General features: G+C 63.2%; 4 protein-coding genes and 2 pseudogenes. 5 read left to right on the top strand and 1 reads right to left on the bottom strand.

The features are described 5' to 3' along the window. The 4 genes and pseudogenes from VGO04_RS08235 to trmD form a co-directional block, all read left to right on the top strand. A pseudogene (locus tag VGO04_RS08235) lies at positions 1–169 on the top strand (chorismate mutase); the annotation flags it as partial. A gap of 37 nt (positions 170–206) precedes the next feature. Next, on the top strand, positions 207–569 hold the full coding sequence (rpsP, locus tag VGO04_RS08230) for a 30S ribosomal protein S16 (protein WP_327495458.1): 363 nt from the start codon (positions 207–209) through the stop codon (positions 567–569). A 145-nt stretch (positions 570–714) separates the two neighbouring features. Next, a complete protein-coding gene (gene rimM / locus VGO04_RS08225; protein WP_327495457.1) occupies positions 715–1275 on the top strand; it encodes a ribosome maturation factor RimM in 561 nt (186 codons plus the stop codon). A gap of 11 nt (positions 1276–1286) precedes the next feature. Then, entirely contained in the window at positions 1287–1979 is a 693-nt protein-coding gene (gene trmD, locus VGO04_RS08220; protein ID WP_327495456.1) for a tRNA (guanosine(37)-N1)-methyltransferase TrmD, read from the top strand. Here trmD and VGO04_RS08215 read toward each other — a convergent pair. After that, a complete protein-coding gene (locus VGO04_RS08215) occupies positions 1961–2707 on the bottom strand; it encodes a sulfite exporter TauE/SafE family protein (RefSeq protein WP_327495455.1) in 747 nt (248 codons plus the stop codon). The genes trmD and VGO04_RS08215 overlap by 19 nt on opposite strands. Before the next feature lie 325 nt (positions 2708–3032). Between VGO04_RS08215 and VGO04_RS08210 the strand changes: the two are divergent. Beyond that, positions 3033–3115 (top strand): annotated as a pseudogene (locus VGO04_RS08210) (50S ribosomal protein L19); the annotation flags it as partial.

The raw sequence follows: 3115 nt of genomic DNA, 5'->3' as shown, positions 1-3115 counted from the left end.
ATACCAGATCGAACGCCTGCGCCGCCTGGCCAAGGATGCCAATCTGGATCCGGATTTCGCCGAGAAGTTCCTGAACTTCATCATCAAGGAAGTCATCCGGCATCATGAAGCCATCGCCGCCGATCGCTCGCATTCCGCGGGTACCGCCGGCACAAACCATTCCGCTTGAACGAAGCGGTCAAGAAAGCCTGCAAGGAGTAACTCACATGGCACTGAAAATTCGTCTCGCCCGTGGCGGTTCCAAGAAGCGCCCTTACTACCAGATCGTCGTTGCCGACGCCCGCAGCCCGCGCGACGGCCGCTTCCTCGAGAAGATCGGCTCCTGGAACCCGATGCTCGGCAAGGACGACGAAAAGCGCGTTGAGCTGAACGCCGAGCGCGTCAACCACTGGATCGCCCAGGGCGCCCAGCCGACCGACCGCGTTCTGCGCTTCCTCGACCAGGCAGGCCTTGCAAAGCGTCCGGCTCGCAGCAACCCGACCAAGGGTGCTCCGGGCAAGAAGGCTCAGGAGCGCGCTGCTGAAGCCAAGCAGAAGGCTGAAGACGCCGCTGCTGCCGCTGCTGAATAATAGCCGGAGAACGGCCCTCAGTGGAACCGGCGGCCTCGTGCCGACGTTCCCCTCAGAGCTGCCGTGACTTAAGGAAACGGGTGGCATTTCCATGCCGCCCGTTTTCCGTTATGTCCACCGGGATATCCCGAACACGGATGAGATGATGAGCAAACTCGAGAACCCGGTTCTGATGGCGACGATCGGCGCGGCGCAAGGCTTGCGCGGCGAGGTGAGGGTCAAGTCCTTTACCGACGATCCGACGGCGCTGGGCGACTATGGCCATCTTCATAGCGCGGACGGTCGCGTCTTCGAGGTGCTGGAACTCCGTGAGGCGAAAAACGTCGTCGTCGTCCGCTTTCGCGGCGTCAACGACCGCAACGCGGCTGAGGCGCTCAACGGTCTTGAACTGTTCATCGAGCGCGACAACCTTCCGGACGACGATCTGGACGAAGACGAATTCTTTTATGCCGACCTCGAAGGCCTTGAAGCCATCGACGGCAACGGCACCAGCTACGGCAAGGTCAGCGGCGTCTTCGATTTCGGCGCCGGCGATCTGCTCGAGTTGAAAGGGCCGGGCCGACGCCCGGTGCTGATCCCGTTCACCGAATGGTCGGTGCTGGAGATCGATCTGGAGGCGGGCCGCTTGCTCGTCGATCCGGTCGCAGCCGGTCTTTCCGACGACAAGGACCAGGATCCGAACCCCTTTTCCGCCAAACGCAAGTGAGCGACGCGGCGATGACGTTTCGCGCGACTGTTCTGACGCTCTATCCCGAAATGTTTCCGGGCCATCTCGGCGCTTCGCTTTCGGGCAAGGCGTTGGAGCGCGGGCAATGGTCGATCGATGCGGTGCAAATCCGCGACTTTGCCGAGGATAAGCACCGCACCGTGGACGATACGCCGGCTGGCGGCGGTGCCGGCATGGTGCTGAAGCCGGACGTGCTCGCCCGGGCGATCGACCACGTGTCCGGGGATGACGAGCGTCCGCGGCTGCTGATGAGCCCGCGCGGCCGGCCGTTGACGCAGGCGCGGGTCCGCGAACTTGCCAAGGGTCCAGGTGTCGTCATCGTCTGCGGACGGTTTGAGGGCGTCGACCAGCGCGTGATTGACGCGCGCGGCCTCGAAGAAGTTTCCATAGGCGACTATATTCTTTCCGGTGGCGAACCGGCGGCACTGACGCTGCTCGATGCCGTGGTCCGCATTTTGCCGGGTGTGATGGGCAACGAGCTTTCCGGTGTGCACGAAAGCTTCGAGGGGGGCCTGCTCGAACACCCGCACTATACCCGGCCGCAGAACTTCGAAGGCCGGGAGATCCCCCCGGTCCTGACCTCGGGCAACCACGGCGCGATTGCCAAATGGCGCGAGGCGGAAGCGCGGCGCTTGACCGCGGAGCGTCGCCCCGACCTTCTCGATCAGCCGGTGAAGAAGTAATAGGCCGCAAGCAGCAGGCCGACCGCCACGACGAGTGCGCGAATGACCGCCTGCGGCACGCGGCGTGCCGCCCAGACGCCGCTGTAGCCGCCGAGCGCTGCCCCCGGCACCATGATCGCTGCATGCAGCCAGGAGACGACGCCGCCGGCGGCAAACACGACGATGGCGATCGCCGCAATCACGATCGAGATGAAGTTCTTGAGTGCGTTCAGGCGATGGTAGCCGCCGCCGGTCGCAAGCCCCAGCACCGCCAGCATCATGATGCCCATGCCGGCGCCGAAGAAGCCGCCATAGATCGACGTGACGAACTGCGCGCCGATGCCGGCCGGATTGATGGCGTGTTCGTCGATGCGTGCCTTCGGCTTTAAAAGCGGCCCGGCCGCGAAGATCGCCGTTGCTGCAAGCAGCAGCCAGGGCACCAGCGCCCGGAACGAGGCGTTGGAGAGCGAGATCAAGAGCAGCGCGCCGCCAAGGCCGCCGAGCGCCGAAATCACGCCGAGCAAGATGGCATAGCGCTTGTCGGCACGGATTTCCTTGCCATAGGCGAGAGCGGAGGTGATGTAGCCCGGAAACTGGATGATCGACGAGGTCGCGTTGGCGACGATCGGCGACAGGCCGCCAAGCGTCATCGCCCCGAAGGTCAGGAACGTTCCGCCACCGGCAATGGCGTTCACGACACCGGACAGGAAGCCGGCCATGAAAAGCATGAGCACTTCAAAGATATGCATGGTCTCCCCCAACCACCATGCTCGGGATAGCCGGTGGTTGTGCCGGCCGCAAGCCCGATCGTTCTGCAATCGTCACGCATGTATTTGCGTGCTTTCTGATAAATTCGACGTGCCCGGCGCGGATTGCCGAGAATTTATGGCGTTCGGGGATGACAAGGCGGGCTGATTGGTGTAAGTGCCGCCCCGGTTCGGGTTGCATGCCCGTCGACCAAAACAAAGAATGGCGAATCCGCTCCTGCCGGTTTCCGGCAAGACCCGAAGGCAAGTCCGACAGGTTCATCGAGAGCGCTCTGGCTGTTTCAGAAGAACTTGAAAGGTTAGACCGATGAACATCATCCAGCAGCTGGAAGCCGAACAGGCCGCCAAGATCGCCGCCAAGCGCACGCTCCCGGAATTCTCCGCAGGCGA

It is taken from the genome of Ensifer sp. (genome assembly GCF_035999185.1).
GTDB lineage: Bacteria > Pseudomonadota > Alphaproteobacteria > Rhizobiales > Rhizobiaceae > Ensifer.
The sequence above is the reverse complement of the archived record's forward strand: the minus strand, read 5'-3'. Positions and strand labels throughout refer to the sequence as shown.